This is a genomic window from Maribacter luteus (assembly GCF_009674825.1).
Lineage (GTDB): Bacteria > Bacteroidota > Bacteroidia > Flavobacteriales > Flavobacteriaceae > Maribacter_A > Maribacter_A luteus.
This window is the reverse complement of sequence record NZ_WKJH01000030.1, coordinates 296,782-320,294: the sequence shown is the minus strand read 5'-3', so window position 1 is coordinate 320,294 and position 23,513 is coordinate 296,782. Positions and strand designations below refer to the sequence as shown.

Genomic DNA, 23,513 nt, shown 5'->3' with positions numbered 1-23,513 from the left:
TTATAATCCGGATCTTAATTAATACGTGTCCCGTACTTTTTCTAAGATACTTTGCATCCGTTTTTTTACTTCGGAAGAATTTTCGGTAAAATGGTTGTTCATAAAACTGAAAATCACTGTTTTTCCTGATTTGGTCAGTAAATAACCACTTAAACAATGATTATTGCTTAAGCTGCCGGTTTTTGCATGGATATAGGGTTCGGGGTCGCCAGGGTACCAATCTTCCAACGTACCGTTAACTCCTCCGGTAGGGAAAAATTGAAATAATCTTTCTTCGGGGATTTCTGTATAAAGCTTGTCCAAAACATGAACCATGGATTCCGGTGTGAACAGGTTATATCGAGAAAGTCCAGAACCATCAACCCATCTGGGCGGTTGTCGTAAATCGGCCAAGTGTTTTTCTAGCACATATTTCCGTGCTTTGGCACTGTTCAATGTGTCAGAAATCGTAGAAGAGGCTACGAACAATAACTGTTCTGCAAGGAAATTGTCACTTACTTCCATCATCCTTTTATAAACTGTATCAGCATGTATTCCAAATAAAACCTTATGTTCCCCAATCGGTTTTGAATTGGTGATTTTGACTTTTTTACCCAGTACTTTCTCCAATAAATCTCGTGTAAGACTACTATCGGTCACCAAAGGAATTTCAAGAGTGTCTTTCTGTTTAGGGTCAAAATAGAACATGTTCCGATTGGGTTCGCGCCGATATGAATGCTTTATTGGTACAATACTGTCACTGAAATATTCAGGGAAGACCCTAAGGCCATCTCCATTTTCAATAGTTAGCACGTTGCCATAAAGGGGAAGCCCACTACGCTCGGGAGAATAGTAATATTGATAATCGTCCCACGACCAACCCGGACCATATTTGTCATCTTGAAAATTGTTTAGGTAAAGAACAATGTGTTCATAGGGTTTCATAAAATTAACCGCTGTACTATCATTGAAATACGGGTGTAAATTGGTTGGGTTACCCGTACCTTGAACATAAAGTGTATCATGCCGAACAATATATTCGAGGACAGGTATTCTTTCGGGGATCAATTTTAAAGCTGCGTAAAGTGTATATATCTTGGTGTTACTGGCAGGTGTAAAAAACTTGGTACTGTTACTTTTGAACAAAGTATCTTTAGTTTTAGCATCAACCAACAATAATCCGGTGAATTGGTTCTTGTACGCCTTGGTTTTCAGTTGGCTTCCGATTTCTTTTGATATCTGCCTTTTAGCACTGGAACAGCTTGTGAATAAGATAGTTAATAAAAGTAGAACAACGATTTTTCTCATGCCTTTATCGTGAAATTTATCAATTTCTTCCTATGATTATTAAATTAACAGGAATTTATTGAATATTTAACGATTTGCAAGCAATAATGTATCTGATTTTATAGTTAACTTTGAGTAAACAACAACTAATTAAATATTTTGGAATATGGCAAGAGCTATGTTTGAGTACACTAAAACGGTACTGAAAAAAGTTAGTTTTGACGCTAAACTCTTTTGTAAAGAGTTAGAAAAGGCAGTAAAAAGACTACTGCCGGCCGAAATTGAAGAACTGAAGTACTGGGTACAACAGTTCATTACCGACAAACCGCAATTACAGGATAGTCTTATTTTATTAAAAGCATAATGTATAACCACCCGTGAGGGTGGTTTTTTTTTGAGGGATTAGGACAACCACAATTGCTTTTGTACCGTATATAATTTAATATACCGTACGTAAATCGTAGTAAGAAATTGATGAGGTACCTTTTTCCATTTTTGTTCGTAATGTTGCTGGGTTGTACTGATGATGATTTGAATGGTGATGTTATTATACACGACATTATCGGAAAATGGCAACTTGAGGCAACAAAAATAAGTCCCGGCGGCATTGTTGATTGGACCTTCGTTGATGATGGTGTGGTTTATGAATTCAGTAAGGACGGTACGTTGCAACTTTCTAAGTGGGAAGGCTGTAAAGCACCGGTAAATGGTACTTTTGCCATTGGTGAGGAAAGGCTTTATCTACGGTTTTTGTGTAATTCTGAGCTGTATGAACCTGTTTACCTCATTTCATTTGAGGAAAGCAAATTGATCTTGGGTTTTTTAGGTTGTATTGAGGAATGTTCATATCGATTTAAAAAAATCGATTGATCACGATTTGTTGATCGGACTGATGATCTTTACATCCTGAAAGGCAATCGCACCTCTCACAATTCCCGAAATAACATCCCTTAATGCCTCCGTAATTTGAATTTTCAATTCACTCTTATGATAAATCAAACTCACTTCACGAGCAGGGGAGGGGGCATTGAAATGTTTTAAGTATTTCTTTTTGCTCTCATCCAGGTCAAGGGTGTTCAGGTAGGGTAAGAGGGTCATTCCAAGTCCTTCATTCGATAAGTTTACCAAGGTCTCGAAACTACCACTCTGTAATCTAAAATGTTCTTCCCCATAATTTTTGGTCGCATTACAGAGGTTGATGACACCATCCCTAAAACAGTGCCCGTCTCGCAATAAGAGTATATCCGAGATATCCAGGTCCGACGGATCAAGTTTTGTTGAGTTAGCCAATCTATGGTTCGGCGGTACATAACCCACAAAAGGTTCATAATATAAAGGCCTTTCCTTAATGAATTCAATTTCTAAGGGAGTAGCTGCAATAGCTGCATCTATATGGCCATCTTGGATATTACGAATAAGGTTTTCGGTATTTTGTTCTTTAATGATCAGGTTAACTTTTGGATACTGTTTAATAAATGTTTTTAGGAACATGGGTAAAAGTGTGGGCATAATGGTAGGTATAATACCCAATGTATAATCACCACCGATAAAACCCTTGTCCTGATCTACGATATCCTTGATGCGATTTGCTTCGTTAACGATGTTTTTCGCCTGCTCCACAATTTTTTCCCCTACCTCGGTAACAGCGATCGGTTTTTTTGCACGGTCAAAAATGAGTACGTCCAATTCATCTTCAAGTTTTTGTACTTGCATACTTAACGTAGGTTGAGTAACAAAACTTTTTTGGGCGGCCAAAGTAAAATTCTTGTGCTCGGCAACAGCCAATACATACTGTAATTGAGTAATGGTCATGGATTATAATTTCAGCTTATAAAAATATAAAAACTAACGATCAAAACTACCCTCAAAAGGCTGAATATTCATTAATTTTATATCACAATAAAAACAAACATTATGTCTTACAATAGTATTGGTTTAAATGCCGAAAAATCATTGGCTTTAAGTGATGATTTAAACGAGTTATTAGCAAATTTTCAAAGATATTACCAGAATTTAAGGGGTATTCATTGGAATATTAAGGGGAAACGTTTTTTTGACCTTCATGTTAAGTTTGAAGAGCTTTATGATGATGCGAATATGAAAGTAGATGAGATAGCCGAACGTATCCTTACCTTAGGAGGAGTGCCTTTGCATACTTTTGAGGATTATATAGCTAATTCCAAGGTGCCGGTAGGTAAGAATGTCACCAAGGATGAGGAAGCCATACGTTTGATCGTGGAATCATTGACGCAATTGTTAATGATCGAGCGTAAGCTTTTAAATGCTTCCGATGAAGCTGAAGATGAAGGAACAAATTCAATGATGAGCGATTTTATCTCTGAACAGGAAAAAACCGTTTGGATGATGAAAGCATGGTTGGCAGAAGATATTTAGTAGTTTCTGGAATATTGACAGAAAAAAGGCTTCCATCTTGGAAGCCTTTTTTATTTTTTGATTGATGATGGTTGTCTAAAATCTAATATTGAACTCAATATCTTCATCGGTAACTTCAAATTTTGAGGCATCAAAAGTCGGTGGCCCATATAATTGCATACTACCACTAGTGGCATAGTTTTCTTTGGGCATTCCGTTGGCTTCAAAATCCATTTGTTTGTTATTGTTCTCATCATGTAGTAACATAACGGCATATTCACCGGGAGTAATGTTCTCAAAGGTAAGGGTCAATTGGCCTTTTTTGCTGTCTGCCGATGCATAGTCAACACCTGCTCCTTTCATAAAGGTTTCTGAATTGTGCAAGGTTGCCAGAACCTTACCGTTATCGTTCATTACATTTTCGATATGTACAGTCAACGTAATACCTTCTTGAGGGTCTTGGGCAGTTGCGATTAGGTTGGTAAGGATTAAAGTGATAATAAGTGCTAAAGTTTTCATCTATCGTGGTTTATTTGTTAATGATGCTTCAAAACTCCACTAATTACCCACTTTTTAAAAACTACATTGACCCAATTGTTGTTTTGTGGGACTGAACTGTATTTTATGGCAATAATGTAATTGCCATAAAGTACACGAAAAGAATTATAGGATCTTTTGGCCTTTATGTTCGTATGATTTAAGGAATAAAGTCTTGGATAAGTTATTCCGTACTTTCAACGGAATTTTCATTATCATGTACGATCAAGCACAACAAACCAGCTATGAAAAACGAAACACCCCCGATAATCATTGCATAAATGGCATCATTATTAAAAAATGATTTCAACATAAAACCTAGTATTCCCGCAGCTACAATTTGGGGGATTACGATAAAGAAATTGAATACGCCCATATAGTAGCCCATTTTCTTGGCAGGTAAAATGCTGGAGAGTATGGCATAAGGCATAGAAAGAATACTGGCCCAAGCTATACCAATACCTACCATCGATACCAAAAGCATATTGGGGTCGGTGATGAAATAAATGGAAATGAGTCCAAGCCCTCCGATGAACAACGCCAATAAGTGGGTTATTCGTCTACTCGTTTTTTTGGCGATTACAGGTAATAAAAAGGCAACGACAGCCGCTATTCCATTATAGATGGCAAAACAGATGCCTACCCAATTGGCACCTTCGTTATATAGTGCTGATGTGGTGTCCGTTGCTCCATACACATGGCTAGTTACGGCCGATGTTGTATAGATCCACATGGCGAATAGGGCAAACCATGAAAAAAATTGTACAAACGCCAATTGAACCATTGTTTTGGGCATTTTGAAAATACCTATAAAGGATTCCGCCAAGCCTGTAAATACACCTGTTTGTGCATTTTCCAATTTTAACTTTTCAACATCATCGGGTGGGTATTCCTCTGTGTTGAAAACGGTCCACATTACCGCACTGAAATAGGCGATACCACCAACATAAAATGACCATTTTACTGCATCTGGGATTCCTCCATCAGTTGCTATATTGCTGATGCCGAACCAATTGGTGAAGATATAAGGAAGTGCGGAAGCGACTACGGCCCCAATTCCAATGAAAAAACTTTGCATGGCAAAACCACTTGTACGTTGCTCATTGGGCAACATATCCCCAACAAAAGCCCTGAACGGCTCCATACTTATATTTATTGAAGCATCCATTAACCAAAGCATTATCACGGCCATCCATAATGCCGTTGAATTGGGCATGGTAAACAATGCTATGGTCGCCAAGATGGCCCCTATGGCGAAAAAAGGTCTTCGACGCCCCCATTTCTTATGCCATGTGCGATCGCTGTAATATCCGATAATGGGTTGTATCAAAAGCCCAGTAACAGGAGCTGCTAGCCAGAGGATTGGGAGTTCATCTTTTGAAGCTCCTAGGGTTTCGAAAATTCGGCTGACATTGGCATTTTGCAAGGCAAAACCAAATTGAATCCCTAAAAACCCGAAGCTCATATTCCAGATTTGCCAAAATGATAACTTAGGTTTTTGGGAGCTGATGGATACTTGAGACATGTAATTATTTATTTAGGTTGGAATGAATTTAAACGACTATAAAATTAGCGCTTTTAATTATTTTGGACTATAAACGATTGCTATTTTCTTAGGTGATATTCTATGTTTCCATTTCGCTAATATTCCTAGCAATGAAAAGGTATTTGAGGGGCTACTGTTAATCGATTTTTGATGTTATAAGTAGATTTACTTTAGCGTGATAAGTTAAGCGTAAACACGTTTTTTTTATCAAGTATTAGGAAGGGATGGAGTAGTCATTCTCATCTTTTATTTCTAACTTCAATTTTTATTTAAAAAAAACTATTTCCATGAAAGTATTGTTTATTGGGGGTACCGGTAATATTAGTTCGGCCTCAAGTCGTTTGGCCATAGAGAAAGGTATTGACCTTTACCATTTAAACCGGGGAAATTCGGAGAATAGAATTGTAGGGGCCAAGAAAATCCTGGGAGACATAACGAAACGCGAACAATTATCTGAATTGGAAAAGCATGATTGGGATGTTGTGGTCAATTGGATCGCTTTTACCCCTCAGGATATTGAAAGGGATATCTTGCTTTTTAAAGGAAAGACCAAACAGTACATATTCATTAGTTCTGCCTCATGTTACCAAACCCCTTTGAGCTACCCGATTATTACTGAGTCCACACCTCTCTGTAACACCTTATGGGATTATTCCGAAAACAAGATTAAATGTGAAGATAGATTACAAAGGGCTTATCGCGAGGAAGGGTTTCCGATTACCATTGTGCGCCCGTCCCTTACCTATGATACCGTAATACCCATAGCCATAGGAGGGTTTAATGAATATACCGCAGCGGATAGGATTCTAAAAGGAAAGGAGATAATCATACATGGTGATGGTACCTCTTTATGGACCGTTACCCATTCCGATGATTTCGCGAAGGGTTTTGTTGGTTTGTTGGGATTAACACAGGCCATTGGCCATGCCTTTCACATTACTTCCGATGAAATTTTAAGTTGGAATATGATTTACAAGATTCTAGCCGATAGTTTGGGAATAGAAGCTCGGGTGGTACATATAGCCTCTGATTTCATTTGTTCGGTAGAACCTTCCTATACCGGTACACTTCTGGCCGATAAGGCCGAAAGCGTTATTTTCGACAATACCAAAATAAAGACTTTTGTACCTGAATTTAGGGCTACCATTCCTTTTGCCACAGGAATTAAAAGGACTTTGCAGTGGTTGGATGAAAATCCGGAAAGGAAATTCATAAATCCTGAAAGCAATGAAAAGATCGATCGTATTTTAAAAAAATATAAATCAATTAAAGCTTAGGATTATTCTTTCATCCTATTTGCAATATCCCTTGCGTTGGGGTTGTTGGTGTTTTCCAGTTCTTCTATTATACGTTCATGGTCATGTTCCCGGCCTTGGGAAAGTTTGTAGGCCGCCTGAATACTTTCTATGGTGATTTGAAAACCAACTACTCCTTTTACTTGTCGCAAGGTCTTTTCAGACAAATTATGTAGAGAAATGGGTTTTTTGGAATTCAACTCGTATTTATCAACCAATTTGTGCATGGATGCCATTACTTCTTCTTCGGTTAAAATCTTGATTTTTCCGTAAACATGAACCGCAATGTAATTCCATGTGGGGACTTCTTCCTCTTTGTACCAAGAAGAGGAGATATAACTGTGCGGACCGTTGAAAATACATAGAACATTGTCATTTTCAGCAAAGTGTTTCCATTGGGGATTGGCTTTGGCAATATGGCTAATCAATACATCCTTACCGTCATCGGTAGTTTCCAATTCCATCGGAATATGAGTGGCCCATGGCTTACCATCGACTTGGTTCACCAATATGCCAAAACTATTTTTGGTTAGGAAATCTTTCACTTCAGTTATATTCCCGTTTTTATATTTATGGGGTATATACATTATTTTTCTTTTTCCAAGGTTGCCATAACAGGTAGATGGTCCGAAATATGTTTATTGTTTTCCATACGGTCATCAATATGTATATAAGATAGTACTTTAAATCCTTTTACAAATATATAATCGATTTTATGGTCCAACGTTCTATTATGGTCAAAACCACTGAAGGTTCCACTAGGCCCATAAAACGGTTTCAGGGTATGGTCCATGCCCTCTTGTAGGTTCTTTTTAAGTAGTTGAATAGGTTTTTCCATAGGACTAAGGTTAAAATCCCCCGTTAAAATCACTGGGTAACCTTTGTCATTTATTTCTTGGATTTTTTTAAGGATCAATTCGGCCGATTTTTCCCGGGCAATAACCCCCCTATGGTCAAAATGTGTGTTGAAGAAGTAGAATTTACTTTGGTCTGTCTTGTTTTCAAAAAGTGCGTAGGTACAAATGCGTTCCAAAGCGGCATCCCATCCTTTTGAGATCTTTTCAGGCGTAGGGGATAACCAGAACGTATTGCTTTTTAAGACCTTAAGTTTGGTATGGTCATAAAATATGGGGGAGTATTCCCCTTTTTGTCGTCCGTCATCACGGCCTACCCCAATATGGGAGTAATCTGTTAAAGCACTGTCGATATAGGTCAATTGGCGGTGAAGTACTTCTTGCATTCCAAGTACAGCAGGTTCATAGTGTTCTATTAGTTTTACCATGCTTTCCTTGCGGTCGTTCCAGTTGTTCACCGTATCGTTTATGTTGTCGTATTTGATGTTATAAGTCATTGTCCTGAGTTCTTGACTCTGAGTTACTTTAACAATAAAGACCAATAGTAGAAAGAGGGTGAATCGTGTATTCAAAATATGTGATTTTATTTTTTTGTAAATTAATACACAAGGTACTTATATATGATCAAATTATAAATATGAAAGGGTATTTACATCAAATTCATCCGGTTCTTCCTGTAAAGGATGTGGTTGAGGCACTTGATTTTTATGTAAATCGATTAGGTTTTAAAATAGCCTTTGCAGATGATAGTAAAAAACCGACCTATGCCGGTGTTATTCGAGATGCGATTGAGATACATTTACAATGGCACGATTCCCGGGAATGGGAGTATTCTGTAAATAGACCAATGGTCCGCATTGTTACCCAGCATATTGAGGCACTTTATGAGGAATATTTTGAAAAAGATGTTTTTAATGCCCATACCCTTTTAAGGGAAACAGCTTGGGGAACAAAAGAATTTGCCTTCTACGATCCTTTTGAAAATGGGTTGACCTTTTATAGGGATAGATAATATGTTGCCAAAAATCAAAAAAACCCGTTTATAAACGGGTTTTGTTAAAGTATAGTTTTTACCGGTTCTTGTAATTCTCTACTTCTTATTTGCATCTGCAAGTTGTTTGGTGTCGACATATTGTTGAAAGCCGATGATCTTATTGTTCTTAAGTGTCCATAAATGTGCTACTTGAGCATCTATATGGGCTCCGTTTTTCTTTAATTTGCCTTTGTACCGTAGACTGGCAAGAACCTGGTTTTCGTACATTTCATGAAGTTCTATATTTTCCAGATTAAAATAGTCGTAATCCTTTCCTATTGGGGTGAAAACTACATTAAGGACGGCATCTGGCCCTAAATACGGGTTACCTTTTGCATAGATATTACCTTCAGCTTCATTCCAGACTACATTGGCATCCAACAATTTTAAAACTGAGGGAATGTCACCAGCTGCAAAAGCATTGTACAAGGTGTTGATCACTACGACATTGTCAGGGTTTGAGAGGATTCCCAATTGTTGCATAAAATCCATATTGTCCATGAAGTCCTGTTCTAAGGCAATTTTGTCATTTTTCATGCCAATCAGGGTAACGCCATCTATATCCACTGATTTACCCGTTGCCGGAATCCCAAAAAATTCGCCGGTATGCTTCCCTTTAAAATGCCAATGCTTTACCATTTTGTCACCTTGGCCGAATATATCTACAATACTGAATTCGATATCGGAAAATCCGTTCAGATAGTTTGCATAAAAATCCTTTACATTCTCAATACCCACAATATTTTCAGGGGACATGAGTAACGTAACATTGGTATCAAAATGTTCATCATTGATCAAATCTAGTTTGCCATTGTTCAGTACTTCATCCCAAGTATTGGAATACATATTGATATTGGCGGTTAATTGCTTGTTTTCATTAGAACATGATAGTATACATGTAATGATGAAAAAATACAGAATTTGAATTTGTTTATTCATGGTCAATTCATTGTAAACCCGACAGGGTGCTAGCATTGTTCCCCCGAAAAATGTTCAGCGTATGTTTCTGCCGGGTTTGGTTTTTGTTTTAATTATTCTGTTATCTTCAACAGGATGGATGTACTAATCGGATTCTTCTTCATCGGCAACTTTTTTAGCCTCTGCTTCATTAAATGCCAATACAAGTGCCGAGGGGTCCCAATACCCATATTCCTTCACTATTTTCCCATTAACAAATTGATAAGTGAGGTGAACGGGCATATCGTATTTCTGATTGTTCGCTGCTAAGGTAGCTTCCCAGTCCAACCAACAATTCACCCATGTTTCACCATCATCGGTGACTACCATTTCATATTCCTGATCAGCTTCCAAAAAACCTCTTTTTGAATAAACCGCGTCATTTTGTTTATGGTATGCGATGGTTTCGGAAGGGGACATGTGATTGTCTTTGGTGTTGTAATAGGTCTTGGCGGTATCGGCATATAGGTTGATATCGTATGATTTATTGTTATAATTAGCTGTCAGTTTTTTAACCGTATCGATTTCAGGTGATTTTTGCGTATACCTTTTCTGCCCTTTTTGTTGGCATCCTATAAAAAGAATTGCAGTGAGTAATAGTAAACTTAGATTTTTCATGCTCGTAATATTTACGTGATTGGTAATGATTCTTATAAAATTTAAATCGGAGATATATTATTTTGGTGAATACGCCAATTCTGGGTGCATGCCTCCTGATTCAACTTCATATTTAGATACATATTTGAAGATTTCATCGAATAACATTTTACCTTCCTCCCCTAAAAGAACTTGATTCGCCTTTGATTTTTTGGCATAGTCCTCCTCGTCAACTGCGGATAAAATGGCAATATAATAGTCTCCCATGTTACCGAATCCGTTATGGTAAATGCGGTAGTATTCCTTTGATCCCTTCTTCGTGAATAAGGCCTTCAGTTCCTTAAGTTTTCCTTTAAGGTTTTGTATGTTTTCTGGGGTTACATGTAAAAAATGCCATTTTCTATAATTTTGGCCCTCGGTCGTAATACTTATGCCTTCGGGCATATAGGTTAATTCTTCATTGAGATATACAATATAATCCCCGTGTTTGTCGTAGCATTTATTGAATCGTTTGAACATGTCCATAAATGCTTCTTCACCCATTTTTTCAGCTAATGGGGCCATAACGTTCTTGTCCAGTTCGGCCATGTTCTTAATAGGTGAAATGTTGAAATACCGTCCTGATGAGGTTGAGGCAACCTCCCAACTCAGATCTTGAAGGTCGTGCTTGGTACATGCCTCCTTGAATTCTTTGGAGATTTGTTCATATTCTTGTACCATTGAAGGTTTAACTTGGTCTTCATGAACATAAAAGGCCTGGTTTTTACTTTCCTGTGCAATGTTCAAATTCGGAAGCAATAAAAGCATCGCTGCGATTAATACTGTTGTTTTTAGAGTTCTCATGATTTACTTAGTATAAGGATTAATAAATAGTTTTTGATTTAATTATAGTGGGAGGTATTCGATATCCGATGATACATGGCCTAGGGGGTTATTCAACAATTGGAGGTGTCAACATATATCCCAATTGTTGTAAAAGCGCTAGTTCATTGTAGTAAACATCTTCTTTGATCAATTTGCCTTCATTAGTAAAGGTGATTTCCGAGAATCCGTTTATTACGACTTTTTTCCCCGTAGGGGGCGATTCCCCAAACGTTCCCGTATTGGTACCTTCGAATATCCAACTGGTAAATAAATGATGGTCAATGACAGCGGTTTTTTTTATTGATACCTTCAAATCTGGAAAACCGGTAAAATAGATGTTCATATTGGCTTCGAGTTCGTTTTTGTTTTCAACAACCGTTATCCCATTAAATTCACGAGTGAAGTTTTCAACGGTAAGTGACTTTAAACTGTCCATATTTTTATGATTCCATGCATTTGCAATAAAATTTTCAAAGTTTTTCGACATAGTTTGCTCAAGGGCCGTCTTCTTTTCGATATTTACCTTGTGCTTACAGTTTGTGCTGAGTAGCGCTATTATGGCCAAAACTATTCCCAATCTCCCCATAATTTCATTAGTTAGTAGCAATGACCGTTTGGCACCACAAGTGTAAACTTTATGAAGTCTAAGGAATGCAATTCCATTCCATGATGAAAGCCGATAAGGATGAGGTAATGTAAAAACTGTCCGAAACCCCATTTTTTATTATCTGCCATATCCTTCCTAAAAAGTTGTATATTTAGAAAACTCGTTTCCCCCGGTGAAAGAATCCAGAAATGAGAATAAGACTTTTTACGGTTGCCAGTACTTTAGCCATTATCCTCTTCAGTGGCTTTATGGGCATTTCCCAAATAGTGGACTTTGATCGCGAAAAACCTTACAAAAAAGTTTTTGTTGATACCGATAACTTTGGACCTTCATATTTAGATGTCCTAGAAGAAGCCTATCCTATTGCGAAACCGGATTCTCTTCAATTTTCCATACTCAACGACCTTGCTTATTATTGGCATACAAGGAATTTAAAACGGTCTATGGACTTTACCCTAAGGGGTTTGAAATTAACCAAGGAAAAGAACAATGCTTTATGGGAAGGGAGGTTTCAGATTACCCAGGGGGCAATTTTGTTGCGAATGGAAAAATTGGATAGCGCAATGACGGTTTTGACCCTAGCCAAAGAAAAGGTCTTGGAATATGACCTTCCGTTTCTTTATACACAATTGGGATATGTTTTTGAACGAAAAGGACAATTAGACCGTGCAGCGGATTATGCCATGTTGTCCTTGCAACTTGGAGAAAAGCATAACGACAAGAAAGCTATGGCATTGGCATATAGTGATTTAAGTAATTTGTTCTGGAAACAAGCAAAGTTTGAATCTGGATTGGATTACGGTTTAAGGTCAGTTGATATTTTTGAGCAGCGTGCCATCAATGATCTGGATTATGGTTTTACATTATATGTAGTCGGGAATAATTATTTGGAGCTGAAAGCCTATGATAAGGCGCTCAATTATTATGATCATTCTATTGCTATTGGTGAACGATATGGTTTTTATAACAATCTAAGCGATGTGTATATTTCCAAAGTAGATTTATATACCTATTTGAATAAATTCGATGAAGCAAGGAAAGCTGGCGAAAATGCAGTAAAGTATGCCGAGTTATTAGACAATGACTTTATGTTGATGCGCTCATGGTTGTCTATCGGAAAATTACAGAATATACAAGGTAAATATGTTTCGGCCATAGAAAGCTTAAGAAAAAGCATAAAAATTGCCTCTGATGATTTTGGGGATGAGTTTTATTTGAGTCAGGCTTACGAGACATTGGGCAGGGCTTACGCGGGCAATCATAATTATCAAAAAGCCTATCAGGCCTTCGCGGTATATGATGAACTAAAAGACAGGATTTTTACAGCAGAGGCCGACCAGCGGATCTCACAACTTAGAACCGAATACGATGTTGCCCAAAAAGAAAACACCATTCAATTACAGCAAACCCGTATTTCGAAACAACAAACAAGGCAAATAATGATCATGGCCCTTGTTTTTCTCTTACTTCTTTACTTGTTATTGCTCTATAAGTCATTAAAGACGAATGGTAAAAAAAACAAAATGCTTCAAAAACAAAATGAGGAAAAGGAGTTTCTTCTTAAAGAGATCCATCATAGGGTCAAGAACAACCTCGAAATCGTATCCAGTCTTTTGGCACTGCAATCTGCGGAGTTAAATGATGGGAAGATTATGGAGGCCATGCAAAATAGCCAGCAGAGAATTCAAAGTATGAGTATGGTTCATCAAAAGTTATATCAAGAAAAAAGTCTGTCGGCAATAGAAATGAAGTCTTATTTTTTCAACCTCTCCAATTACATCGTCAATATTTTTGACCGGCAAAATAACATTGAAGTGATTGTTGATATGGATAAGATGGAGTTGGATGTTGATACGGCCATACCTATTGGTCTTATCGTAAACGAACTGTTGACCAATTCAATGAAATATGCCTTTCCCGAAAATTCTTTGGGTCGTGTCACTATTTCAATGTTCAGAACAGGATCACAATTATTCTTGAACGTCTCTGATAATGGGGTGGGTTCTAAGGTTAATACTTCAGAATTGGGTTTTGGAACAAAGTTGGTGAAATTATTAACTCGACAGTTAGATGGTAAAATGCAATTGGAAATAGAAAACGGGACAACCGTTTCTTTTCAGTTTCAATATTATAAAGCAGCGTAAACATGGATAGTAAAATAAAGGTCTTGGTAGTTGAAGACGATATGATCATTGCAGCCAATATCAGTATGCAATTGACCAATTTAGGTTATGAGGTAACAGGTATTGAAACCAGAGGGGAGGATGCAATAGAACATGCGCGGGAAAATAGTCCTGATATTATTTTGATGGATATCAACTTAAGGGGTGAGTTAGATGGTGTGGAAACTGTTCTGCGCATTCATGAAATATTGGTTATACCTATTATTTACCTAACCGCGAATACCGATGAGGCCTCCTTTAAAAGGGCTAAAGAAACCCATCCGTTCGCTTTTGTTCCTAAGCCCTTGAATACAATACAATTACAGCGAACCTTTGAATTGGTCGTTCAACACATTCGCTTGGTAAAGGACGGTAAATCAAGCGAAAACATAACTTTAAAGGTTTTGGATGATCGTATTTTTATACGACATAAAGGTAGAATGGTGAAATTGTTATTGGCCGATATACTATATATTGAAGCTGATAGGAATTATTGTAGAATCGTAACCCAAGGGAACGCATTTGTTTTGGCAACAACCTTGAAGACCATGCAAGAACGATTGTCCAAACTTGTTTTTTTGAGGGTACATAGATCATATATGGTCAATATAACCAAACTTGATGTCGTTGCGGAAAATCATCTGGAAATTGGCAGAAAGGTAATTCCTATCGCAAAAATGCATAGGGGTACCTTATTGAGCCGTCTACAGACCATTTAAATAAATAGGAAGGTCGTTTTATAGGTTTTACTTGGGGTTAATCCCGGCTTTCTGATCTATTACGATTGTTATTTCTTCGGTTCCTATTGTTTTTGCCCCTATAATTTGTACTTCTTGATTTATTGCGATTTCCGTTTTGACCCGAATTTTTGGATCTTTGGTTACCTTGTTTTCTTGCAGGTGTCCCTTCAGATATTTCTTCGTGGTAAGGGTGCTCCAAAATTTTTGGGACATTTGATTTGATAAGCTTTTCAATATCCCTTAAATAAGGACGTTCTTCCTGGTCGCAAAATGAAATGGCGATACCACTCGCATTTGCCCGTCCCGTTCTGCCGATTCGGTGTACGTACGTTTCGGGTACATTGGGTAAGTCGTAGTTGATTACCAAGGAAAGGTCATCAACATCAATACCCCTGGCGGCAATATCTGTGGCAATTAAGACCCTTAACGATCCGTTTTTAAAATCATTTAAGGCGTTCTGTCTGGCAGTCTGGGATTTATTGCCATGAATGGCTGCAGCACGTATATCGGCCTGCCCCAATTTCTTGACTATTTTATTCGCACCATGTTTGGTTCGTGAGAAAACCAAAACAGAAGTATCCGGTTTCTCTTCTAACATATGAACCAATAAATGAACCTTGTTCCCCTTGCTTACGAAGTATACGGCTTGTTCTACCTTTTCTGCAGTAGCTTGTTCCGGTTTCACGGTAACCCGTTCAAAATCACCAAGTATTTTGCGGGATAGTTCAACAATGTCTTTAGGCATTGTCGCTGAAAAGAATAAGGATTGCCTATTGGTGGGTAATTTGGCTATTATTTTTTTTATATCATGTATAAAACCCATATCAAGCATATGGTCTGCTTCATCCAAAACGACATATTCTATATCTTTTAATGAAATAAACCCTTGGTTCATGAGGTCGAGTAAGCGTCCAGGAGTGGCAATGAGGACATCGACCCCGTTTCTAAGGGCCTGTACCTGTTTTCCTTGTTTTACACCTCCGAATATCACGGTATTCTTGATTCCGGTGAATTTACCGTAGGCGGTAAAGCTTTCGCCGATTTGAATCGCCAGTTCCCTTGTGGGGGTTACGACCAACGCCTTTATTTTTCGATGGCGCCCTTGTGTGTGATGGTCATTATAAATCTGTTGTATGATCGGAACCGCAAAAGCCGCTGTTTTTCCTGTTCCTGTTTGTGCAACTCCCAAAAGGTCTTTTCCTCCTAATAAAATGGGAACGGACTGCTCTTGGATCGGTGTTGGATGCGTATAGCCCTCTTGGTCTAGTGCCTTGAGGATAGGTTCAATAATGCCTAAATCTTTGAATGTCATGTATCGTAAAGAATAAGCGGCAAAGGTAGTGGAATAGTTGGGATAATGGCATTTCTAATGATATCTGGTGTAATATGCTTGTTTTTAGTTAGTTATATTTTGGTTGTCGTCTTGATGTATACATATGCAAAAGGTTTTTATTTATTTATCGGCTATTACATACTCCACAACCATGGATAGCTGCATTAGTGGGATCAATTGATCTAGTATTGTTACGGTCTTGGTTGGTTTATCAGCTTTAGTAATACACATAAACAATGGTTATTTTGCATTTCATCATAAAATTTTGACGATTGGGTAGTTGTTTTTACGAAAATTCAGTTCATAGTCTCAATTTTACGGTTATCAATTAATTATGAAGAAGGGCCCCTCCTGAATAGTTCATAGGTTTGATTGCGATGGCGGACATACCATGGAACTTTTTGCTAATTTTAAGCCAGAGTGGTTTGTTGATTTCAAATAGAAGAACGAGAAACTTGTAATACTGAATAAGAATCGTAAAACGAAATATGAAGCAGTTTTTAAAATTATTGAGAATAAGTATAATAATTACGGTGGTTATAGCCATAGGTTCCCGTATCATTTTTTGGAGCCAACCCTTTGATTGGAACCAACAATTGGAATATGTTGGAATAAATTTTTTGTTTGCCTTTTCATTGACTTTGGTCAATGCTTATTTCAGTTCCTATATCTCTAAGAAATATAGTTGGGAAACACAGACACAAAAAAGACTTTGGTTCGGTGCCTTAGGATCTATTTTCCTAACGGTCCTGGCTTTTGGGGTTTTACGATTATTACTGTCCATTGGGGTTTATGGGAAAACGTTGGAGCAGTTTTTTGCGGGGGAAAGACCAGCATATTATTTAATTGCATTGGCAATAGCATTGGTGGTATCTCTTTTTTTTCACGCCTTTTACTTTTTCAGGGCGTTACAAGAGAATAAGGTCAAAGAACAGAAGATTATAGCCGGTACGGCTTCGGCCAAATTCGATGCGTTAAAGAACCAATTGGATCCGCATTTTCTTTTTAATAGTTTGAACGTATTGACCAGTTTGATCGAGGAAGATCCCATCCAGGCACAAAAGTTCACAACGGCATTGTCCAAAGTATATCGTTATGTACTTGAGCAAAAGAATAAGGATCTGGTTTCCGTTGATGAGGAATTTCAATTTGCCAGGACCTATGTGAAGCTTTTGAAAATGCGATTTGAAGATAGTATTCATTTCGATATTCCTGAGCAAAGCCGCAATCCGGAAGCTAAGATCGTTCCGTTATCCTTACAGCTTTTATTGGAGAATGCGGTAAAGCACAATGTGGTTACTTCCTCAAAACCATTACATATCAAAGTTTACGAGGAAGAAGGTATGCTAGTGGTCAATAATAACCTACAGGAAAAACAAGTAGTAAAAAAGAGTAGTGGGGTAGGATTGCACAATATCCATCAACGTTACGGAATATTAACCGATAGGGAAGTAGAGATTTCAAAAACCCAAAACGAATTTAAAGTGAAGCTACCTATCTTAACAAAACAAATTACGATTATGGAAACACAACAGACATATATTCATGACAAAAGATATGAAAAGGCCAAAGAGCACGTAGAAAAACTTAAAGGATTTTATGGGAACCTGGCAGCATACTGTATTGTAATCCCATGTTTGGCAATCCTTAATTACAATACCACAGGATTTCCATGGATAATCTTCCCGACCATAGGATGGGGTTTCGGAGTAGCCATACATGGGATGGAGGTTTTTGGTTATAACCCGTTATGGGGAAAATCTTGGGAAGAAAAAAAACTTAGGCAGTTTATGGATGATGATGATTTTTAAATGACAATCCATCCCGTAAAAACAACAATTGGGTAATGAACATTTAGAAAGAAAGCATGTCGAACGTACTTTTGGGTTATCAATAAAATAGTAATTCAAAACAAACCAACAGCATTATGGAAACATCGGAAAACGAAAACAAGTATTTTAGAGCAAAGGATAAGGTAGAGGCCATTAAGAAGTTCTATACCAGTTTAATGTCATATATTTTCTTTGTTGGATTTTTGGCGGCAATAAACTATTGGACCGATGAGTGGAGATACCCTTGGTTTCTTTGGGCAGCCTTCGGTTGGGGAATAGGATTGGTCTTCCATGCCTTTAAAGTGTTTGACCTAAACCCACTTTTCGGTCGCAACTGGGAAGAGCGTAAGATCAAGGAGTACATGCAAGAAGACGGAAAACAACAAAAAAGATGGAAGTAATGGAGAACAACAAATTAGACCGTGCAAAAAAGCGGGTAGAGGAACTTAAGGGGTTTTATATTCACCTTGCCGTTTATATCCTGGTAAATACGTTTATCTCTACAATGAAGATCGTTCGTAATTTGGGGGATGGAGAGACATTCGGAGAGGCATTTTGGGACTTTGGAACGTTCGCAGTTTGGTTTTTCTGGGGTATCGGGGTATTTTTCCATGGTGTAAAGGTTTTTTCGTACAATCCTTTTTTCGGAAAGGATTGGGAGAAAAGACAAATCCAGAAGTATATGGATAAAGACAAAAAGGAAGCTGATAAGTATAGATGATGGAAAATAAAACCAACAGCGTTGAAAAATATGTAAAGGCCAAAAAGCGGGTAGATGACATCAAGGGGTTTTATTTTCATGTAATTAAATTCGTAATCATAACCCTATTGATATTGATTTTCAAAGGAAGGGTATTAGAAATTTTCATTGAAAAAGGGGTTGAAGATAAAAATGTTCTGCAATGGATGGAATTGAATATACTTGCAATACCCATAATATGGGGATTGGTGCTTCTTGTTATGGGATTAAGGTTGTTTGTGTTCAAAACGAATATCCTTAAGAGCTGGGAAAAAAGACAGATTCAGAAGTATCTAGGAGAAGAAAAGTAGAATAGAGAACAGTTGTCCTTATACAGTGGCAACAAACAATTCCAATATTGAAACCAATTATATTTTTGCAATAAACCATTTACCACAAATCAAATATGAGAACCATCATCATAGAGGACGAAAAACCTAGTGCACGAAGATTAAGTAGGCAGTTGGCGGAATTGGGCGTAGAGACGTCCACAATGCTTCATTCCGTAGAGGAATCGATAGCTTGGTTTCAGGAGAATGAACACCCCGACCTTATTTTTTTGGATATTCAGCTTTCAGACGGACTATCGTTCGAGATTTTCGAAGTGGTAGAAGTGAACAGTGCCATAATCTTTACAACGGCCTATGATGAATATGCATTGCAGGCATTTAAATTGAACAGTATAGACTATTTATTGAAACCTATTGATGATGATGAGCTAGAGAATGCAGTAAAGAAATATAGATCAGTTAAACCTGCTTCCCAAAAACTGACCTTGGATTTCGAGGACATTAAAAAATTATTGGTCAACCCGATTGAGCGGGAGTATAAAAAAAGATTCACGACTAGGGTAGGGCAGCATTTGAAAATAATAAATGCCGATGAGGTAGAGTGTTTTTACAGTGAAAATAAAGGCACCTATGCAGCTACCTCTGATGGTAGGAATTATTTATTGGATACCACTTTGGAAAACCTTGAGGTTGATTTGGAACCAAGGGTTTTCTTTCGGGTGAGCCGAAAGTTCTATGTGAACATAAACCACATCAATGATATTGTCGCATACACCAATTCACGGCTTAAAATCAAATTAAATCGCTATATTGACCAAGAAATCATCGTAAGTCGTGAAAGGGTTCGAGACTTCAAGTTGTGGTTGGAGTAAGTGGAGTTATAAGGTTGAATTACAATTATATAGATTATTTAATAGATTTTTCTTATAGTAGCAAAATACCATTCGGTATCATGGTTTTTCAATACGATTTTCATCAAAAGAGGAAGGTAGTAATTTTGGAATCAATTTAATGAAAATCGGCAATAGAACCGCTCCGCCAGGAAGCATGAAAATGGCCAATGAAGGTATGCTTTTAAAGATATCCAATAATTGACTTTGTACTTTTTTCTTTTCTTCCGCAGTCAGGTCCTTGATGGTCGATTTGGAAATCAGGGCAACCAATTCCTTACTTTCAGAAAGTTCTTTTTGTAGTCTTTTACTGTTTCTTAAAATCAATTTATTGACCACCCTTGCCATACTGTCGTAAAACTTCGAGGCAAGATTATGGTCTTTTAGATGGGGAATTATCTTGAAATTTTTATCAAAAAAAACTGAAATATCATCCAACGTTGAGGCTACCTCATTTTTAGAAAACCCTAGGTCTTTTCCAAATTCATAGATGAATTCCGATTCCAGATAATCGATAGAATGATCTTCCCAAATGGTCAAAGCGGCAAGATCCAACAAGTATTGGTTTTCGATTTTGGTAAGCCCTTTTTGCAGTTTATCACGATAATTACCATCAAAAGTATGTGTTTCGCTATCAATGAAAGTTAACGAAGCCTCGAACAAATGTGCAAGTTTATGGTCATTTTTATTGTCCTCTTTAGAGTTCAATGTGTGGTAAATGACGTTCATCGCCGTGTTTTCAAAATTCTCGGCGAACGATTTTATATCCTTGGTATCTTTCAAGTACCTCTTAAACGTCAATACATCTATGTACAACAACGAATTTGTAATGATGCTATTGAACGTCTTGCTGATTACATTATCATCCAAATAAACCCTTGTATCGATTAATTTTTCCAATTGGTCGGATGTCTTGTTCCCTACGAATAATTTTTTTAGAAATGAGATTTGGTTAAGTCCCAAATCTTGATAGAATTGAAATACTATATGAAGAAAATTTTCGAAATCAGTGCTCTTTTTCTCGTATCTAAAAGTGAAATACAGTGCGGCCAATAAGTTTATTTTCGCCTTTTCGTCTTCAGATAGTTTGTGTTCGGGATCAATGAAGCGAGGTATTTTTATATTCAACCCATAAACGAACCCAGTATTTTTTAAGGCAGCATACAGGTCTTTGTAATCCTGATAGCTGTCCTCCTGGTCTCTGGTGAGGTATCCGAATTTATCTATCCAACCTGAGGAAGACGGGTTCATGGTTTGCTTATTTAGGCTTCAAAATAAAACAAATTATAGGACATTTAATGTGTCTTTAGGGCTTTTCAAAATTTAATTGTCGCTTTGGTAAAATCCAGTCGCTAAATTTACGATTCGCTAACCTATTGTATTAATTGGGGCACTATTCGATAATGCATAAAAAAATAGCCGCCCTAAGGCAGCTATTCATTTATGGTTCAATATGTTCTAGGTAATCCTGAATGAAGGAATCCTTTATGTAAAATTAATTTTTTTGAAGTAGGACCTTTGCCTGTACGGCAACATCGCTCCATGTTTTGCTTACCCCATCGGTACCCGTATGTAATTCTTTACAAGCCTTGTTGATAGATGCAACGGCATCCAGGGCATTCCAATTTTCCAATTCCATTTCCCCTTTAAAGGTGATGCTGTTTTCAGAGTCCATAGTATATTCCAAGGGAATATTGGCGGTTTCACCGTTTAAAGTCACATCTATGGAACATTTATTGTCGGCCGAGGTCTTGAAAGTTCCCGAAATAAGTTCGGTGTTGTTCATTGCCCCAAAAAAGAACTCCAATATCTTCGGATCCCTAGTACCGGTAGCGTCATTGGTAAACAGGCTACTTACGGGGATACTGAATTCTATACCGTTTAGCGCCTCTAAAGGTGTGCTACCTTCTTTTGCATTCGATATGTCAATATTCTTGAATTGACCGCCAACGGGAACTTTGGCTGTAGTTTTATATGCAGTAAAGCTTACTTTGGTAGAATCGCTGATAATGGAATATGAATCGCCTACGATTTCTTTAGTTTCCTTCTGTTGTTCAGTATTTTCTTTCTTTGCTTGTTTGCAACTAAAACCTAAGATCAAAAGTAAGCCTAGGGTAATTAAATTGATTCTTTTCATGATTATGGATTTTAGATTAGAATGAATAGGATAATACTTTGCCTATTTAGACATTTGATGCAATAATAAAGATAAATGAAAAAAAATACGGTCTTAATGGATAATAATTCTTGATACTGACATTTGATTTATAAACATGTTTTTATGTTCTGGTATTGAAAAGTCTCTGAAATACCATGTTGAACGCATGATTATTTAATAAGATGGGTCAATACATTTACTTCATTATGAAGGGTTTTATGTACCGGGCATTTGTCCGCTATTTGAAGTAATCTATCAAGTTGTTTGTCGTCTAGGCTCCCTGTTATTTTAATTTCACGCCGAAAAGTATCGATTTTAGCATTGGATGATTCACAATTCTCACAATCCTTTACATGGGTTTTGCTGTATGATGTGTGTACTTCAACATTTTCTATATTCCATTTTTTGCGCTTTGCATACATTTGAAGGGTCATCGCCGTGCAGGCCGATAATCCTGCAGAGACCAATTCATAAGGTGACGGACCAAAATCGTTGCCGCCAAAGCTTACAGGTTCATCGGCGGTTAGGTAATGGTTGCCTACTTTCATACGGGTCGTAAATCCGTCTTCAAAATCCAGACTGGCCATAACCTGATGGTCGCTTTCTATTAGGTGTTCTTCATCATCGATTTTCAGGTATCTTTTTGCCCAACCGGCTATCATCTCCCCAACATATTGGGAATCTCTTTTTTTCATTAGTAAATGGTCGGCACTATCTAACGAAACGAAACTTTTTGGATGGTGAGCCGCTCTATAAATCTCCTCGGCGTTCTTAATGCCAACGGTCATGTCCTGTGGTGAATGCATGACCAGAAGGGCTTTACGCATATTTTTAACCGTTGTGGAAAGGGTGTTTTTTTGTAGGTCTTCTAAAAATTGCTTTTTAATCGTGAAATCCCTTCCGCCAATATTTACCAAAGCTTTTCCATTTTGTTCAATTTCTTCCAGACCACTTCGAAGAAGGTGCTTTACGTGTTTGGGATCCGATGGGGCCCCTATGGTGGCCACTGCCTCAATACTTGTTATTCGGGCCGCAGCGAAAATTGCTGCAGCACCACCTAAAGAATGGCCGATCAATAGGGTGGGAGCTTGGTAATGGGTAGTTAAATGGTCAGCTGCGGCAATTAGATCTTGAACGTTGCCGGAAAAATTGGTATCGGCAAAATCACCTTCACTTTCACCCAATCCGGTAAAATCGAACCTAAGGATACCAAAACCGTTCGCCGTTAGGGCCTTACTGATATTACGTATCGCAGTTAGGTTTTTATTACAAGTGAAACAATGTGCAAAAATCGCAAAGTTATGAGGTTGTTGCCTGGCTGGTAGTTCTAACCTACCGACCAATGATTTTCCTTCTTCGTTTTTGAAAACTAATTTTTGCAGATTCATTCCGTTCAAGTTTAGTGATATTTTCAATAAGTCGATAAATACCGGAAATACT

The 23,513-nt window shown here is 37.6% G+C and carries 26 protein-coding genes; 12 read left to right on the top strand and 14 right to left on the bottom strand.

Translation table 11 applies throughout. From position 1 onward, the window contains the following. Positions 1–18: 18 nt before the first annotated feature. On the bottom strand, positions 19–1,287 hold the full coding sequence (locus tag GJ691_RS18610; RefSeq protein WP_154369720.1) for a D-alanyl-D-alanine carboxypeptidase/D-alanyl-D-alanine-endopeptidase: 1,269 nt from the start codon (positions 1,285–1,287) through the stop codon (positions 19–21). 145 nt (positions 1,288–1,432) lie between these two features. Here GJ691_RS18610 and GJ691_RS18605 point away from each other — a divergent pair, with 145 nt between their 5' ends. After that, complete coding sequence (locus tag GJ691_RS18605; protein WP_154369718.1) at positions 1,433–1,630, top strand: hypothetical protein; 198 nt, start codon at positions 1,433–1,435, stop codon at positions 1,628–1,630. Between the two features lie 110 nt (positions 1,631–1,740). After that, the gene (locus GJ691_RS18600; RefSeq protein ID WP_154369716.1) at positions 1,741–2,136 is read left to right on the top strand and encodes a hypothetical protein; all 396 of its coding nucleotides are present in this window, start codon (positions 1,741–1,743) and stop codon (positions 2,134–2,136) included. Here the strand turns inward: GJ691_RS18600 and GJ691_RS18595 are convergent, their stop codons facing one another. Continuing rightward, positions 2,137–3,078: a LysR substrate-binding domain-containing protein gene (locus GJ691_RS18595; RefSeq protein WP_154369714.1), complete on the bottom strand. Its 942-nt coding sequence runs from the start codon at positions 3,076–3,078 to the stop codon at positions 2,137–2,139. 102 nt (positions 3,079–3,180) lie between these two features. Here GJ691_RS18595 and GJ691_RS18590 point away from each other — a divergent pair, with 102 nt between their 5' ends. Continuing rightward, positions 3,181–3,660 (top strand): Dps family protein, encoded by a 480-nt coding sequence (locus tag GJ691_RS18590; protein ID WP_154369712.1) that lies wholly within the window; start codon positions 3,181–3,183, stop codon positions 3,658–3,660. Positions 3,661–3,735: 75 nt separating this feature from the next. Here the strand turns inward: GJ691_RS18590 and GJ691_RS18585 are convergent, their stop codons facing one another. Next, the gene (locus GJ691_RS18585) at positions 3,736–4,158 is read right to left on the bottom strand and encodes a DUF2141 domain-containing protein (RefSeq protein WP_154369710.1); all 423 of its coding nucleotides are present in this window, start codon (positions 4,156–4,158) and stop codon (positions 3,736–3,738) included. 202 nt (positions 4,159–4,360) lie between these two features. After that, positions 4,361–5,701, bottom strand: a complete 1,341-nt coding sequence (locus tag GJ691_RS18580; RefSeq protein ID WP_179955174.1) for an MFS transporter — start codon at positions 5,699–5,701, stop codon at positions 4,361–4,363. A 308-nt stretch (positions 5,702–6,009) separates the two neighbouring features. Here GJ691_RS18580 and GJ691_RS18575 point away from each other — a divergent pair, with 308 nt between their 5' ends. Continuing rightward, entirely contained in the window at positions 6,010–6,999 is a 990-nt protein-coding gene (locus tag GJ691_RS18575; protein ID WP_154369708.1) for an NAD-dependent epimerase/dehydratase family protein, read from the top strand. A 2-nt stretch (positions 7,000–7,001) separates the two neighbouring features. Here GJ691_RS18575 and GJ691_RS18570 read toward each other — a convergent pair whose 3' ends face one another. Beyond that, positions 7,002–7,604 (bottom strand): FMN-binding negative transcriptional regulator, encoded by a 603-nt coding sequence (locus GJ691_RS18570; protein ID WP_154369707.1) that lies wholly within the window; start codon positions 7,602–7,604, stop codon positions 7,002–7,004. Next, positions 7,604–8,443 (bottom strand): endonuclease/exonuclease/phosphatase family protein, encoded by an 840-nt coding sequence (locus tag GJ691_RS18565; RefSeq protein WP_246200224.1) that lies wholly within the window; start codon positions 8,441–8,443, stop codon positions 7,604–7,606. Before GJ691_RS18565 ends, GJ691_RS18570 begins: the two co-directional genes overlap by 1 nt. Positions 8,444–8,508: 65 nt before the next feature. Between GJ691_RS18565 and GJ691_RS18560 the strand changes: the two genes are divergently transcribed. Then, the gene (locus GJ691_RS18560; RefSeq protein WP_154369705.1) at positions 8,509–8,883 is read left to right on the top strand and encodes a glyoxalase superfamily protein; all 375 of its coding nucleotides are present in this window, start codon (positions 8,509–8,511) and stop codon (positions 8,881–8,883) included. Between the two features lie 78 nt (positions 8,884–8,961). Here the strand turns inward: GJ691_RS18560 and GJ691_RS18555 are convergent, their stop codons facing one another. The 4 genes from GJ691_RS18555 to GJ691_RS18540 form a co-directional block, all read right to left on the bottom strand. Then, on the bottom strand, positions 8,962–9,843 hold the full coding sequence (locus GJ691_RS18555; RefSeq protein WP_179955173.1) for an ester cyclase: 882 nt from the start codon (positions 9,841–9,843) through the stop codon (positions 8,962–8,964). Positions 9,844–9,966: 123 nt separating this feature from the next. Then, complete coding sequence (locus tag GJ691_RS18550; RefSeq protein WP_154369701.1) at positions 9,967–10,479, bottom strand: nuclear transport factor 2 family protein; 513 nt, start codon at positions 10,477–10,479, stop codon at positions 9,967–9,969. A 57-nt stretch (positions 10,480–10,536) separates the two neighbouring features. Next, positions 10,537–11,301: a hypothetical protein gene (locus GJ691_RS18545; protein WP_154369699.1), complete on the bottom strand. Its 765-nt coding sequence runs from the start codon at positions 11,299–11,301 to the stop codon at positions 10,537–10,539. A gap of 88 nt (positions 11,302–11,389) precedes the next feature. Then, positions 11,390–11,908, bottom strand: coding sequence for an ester cyclase (locus GJ691_RS18540; protein WP_179955172.1), 519 nt, complete (start codon positions 11,906–11,908; stop codon positions 11,390–11,392). Between the two features lie 209 nt (positions 11,909–12,117). Between GJ691_RS18540 and GJ691_RS18535 the strand changes: the two genes are divergently transcribed. After that, complete coding sequence (locus GJ691_RS18535) at positions 12,118–14,073, top strand: sensor histidine kinase (RefSeq protein ID WP_154369696.1); 1,956 nt, start codon at positions 12,118–12,120, stop codon at positions 14,071–14,073. A 2-nt stretch (positions 14,074–14,075) separates the two neighbouring features. Then, positions 14,076–14,810, top strand: coding sequence for a response regulator (locus GJ691_RS18530; protein WP_154369694.1), 735 nt, complete (start codon positions 14,076–14,078; stop codon positions 14,808–14,810). A gap of 37 nt (positions 14,811–14,847) precedes the next feature. Here the strand turns inward: GJ691_RS18530 and GJ691_RS18525 are convergent, their stop codons facing one another. After that, positions 14,848–16,143: a DEAD/DEAH box helicase gene (locus GJ691_RS18525; RefSeq protein ID WP_154369692.1), complete on the bottom strand. Its 1,296-nt coding sequence runs from the start codon at positions 16,141–16,143 to the stop codon at positions 14,848–14,850. 509 nt (positions 16,144–16,652) lie between these two features. Between GJ691_RS18525 and GJ691_RS18520 the strand changes: the two genes are divergently transcribed. The 5 genes from GJ691_RS18520 to GJ691_RS18500 all read left to right on the top strand — a co-directional run bounded on the left by GJ691_RS18520 (position 16,653) and on the right by GJ691_RS18500 (position 19,897). After that, positions 16,653–17,975: a 2TM domain-containing protein gene (locus GJ691_RS18520; RefSeq protein ID WP_154369690.1), complete on the top strand. Its 1,323-nt coding sequence runs from the start codon at positions 16,653–16,655 to the stop codon at positions 17,973–17,975. A gap of 116 nt (positions 17,976–18,091) precedes the next feature. Then, on the top strand, positions 18,092–18,397 hold the full coding sequence (locus GJ691_RS18515; protein ID WP_154369688.1) for a 2TM domain-containing protein: 306 nt from the start codon (positions 18,092–18,094) through the stop codon (positions 18,395–18,397). Further along, the gene (locus tag GJ691_RS18510) at positions 18,397–18,717 is read left to right on the top strand and encodes a 2TM domain-containing protein (RefSeq protein WP_343033506.1); all 321 of its coding nucleotides are present in this window, start codon (positions 18,397–18,399) and stop codon (positions 18,715–18,717) included. Before GJ691_RS18515 ends, GJ691_RS18510 begins: the two co-directional genes overlap by 1 nt. Then, a complete protein-coding gene (locus tag GJ691_RS18505) occupies positions 18,714–19,046 on the top strand; it encodes a 2TM domain-containing protein (protein WP_154369685.1) in 333 nt (110 codons plus the stop codon). The genes GJ691_RS18510 and GJ691_RS18505 overlap by 4 nt, the downstream gene beginning before the upstream one ends. A gap of 95 nt (positions 19,047–19,141) precedes the next feature. Beyond that, on the top strand, positions 19,142–19,897 hold the full coding sequence (locus GJ691_RS18500; protein ID WP_154369683.1) for a LytR/AlgR family response regulator transcription factor: 756 nt from the start codon (positions 19,142–19,144) through the stop codon (positions 19,895–19,897). A 78-nt stretch (positions 19,898–19,975) separates the two neighbouring features. Here the strand turns inward: GJ691_RS18500 and GJ691_RS18495 are convergent, their stop codons facing one another. From GJ691_RS18495 to GJ691_RS18485, 3 genes are all read right to left on the bottom strand, one after another. Beyond that, the gene (locus GJ691_RS18495) at positions 19,976–21,166 is read right to left on the bottom strand and encodes an LETM1-related biofilm-associated protein (protein ID WP_154369681.1); all 1,191 of its coding nucleotides are present in this window, start codon (positions 21,164–21,166) and stop codon (positions 19,976–19,978) included. A 244-nt stretch (positions 21,167–21,410) separates the two neighbouring features. Then, positions 21,411–22,052: a YceI family protein gene (locus tag GJ691_RS18490; RefSeq protein WP_154369679.1), complete on the bottom strand. Its 642-nt coding sequence runs from the start codon at positions 22,050–22,052 to the stop codon at positions 21,411–21,413. 191 nt (positions 22,053–22,243) lie between these two features. Further along, positions 22,244–23,461: a bifunctional alpha/beta hydrolase/OsmC family protein gene (locus GJ691_RS18485; protein ID WP_154369677.1), complete on the bottom strand. Its 1,218-nt coding sequence runs from the start codon at positions 23,459–23,461 to the stop codon at positions 22,244–22,246. Between the last annotated feature and the right edge of the window lie 52 nt (positions 23,462–23,513).